General features: G+C 36.7%; 1 pseudogene. It reads left to right on the top strand.

Annotation, left to right across the window (positions count from 1 at the left end):
* Positions 1 to 153 precede the first annotated feature (153 nt).
* A pseudogene (locus IQR33_RS33875) lies at positions 154 to 362 on the top strand (peptidase M23); the annotation flags it as partial.

Raw genomic sequence — 362 nt, 5'->3', positions numbered from 1 at the left:
GTTCATTATTGATCCTTCTCAAAGAGAATGGGTTGAATGACTGGTCTTCTCTTAGCCAATCCAGTGAACTGAATAAACGTTTACTAAACTGAGTAAAAGCAATCTTAGATATGTTATAACATAACAATCGTTATTATTGTTACTTAGTTTCTCATGAGTCAGTTTAAATTTATTGCTTTAATCGTTGCTGTGTTTTGTTTTTCGGTCGCTTTGCTTCTACCTACAGAGGATGAGCCAAATCAAGATAGTCACAGCGTTCAACTGAATCAAAGCAGTGATTCGTCACCACCTCCATCATCAAAGATAGTGGTTCCCTCAGATGTCAGTTTGACTCCGTTGCCTAAACCTAAACAAATACACTA

The organism is Vibrio sp. OPT46 (assembly GCF_015163535.1).
Classification (GTDB): domain Bacteria; phylum Pseudomonadota; class Gammaproteobacteria; order Enterobacterales; family Vibrionaceae; genus Vibrio; species Vibrio alginolyticus.
This window is presented reverse-complemented; position numbering and strand designations above follow the sequence as displayed.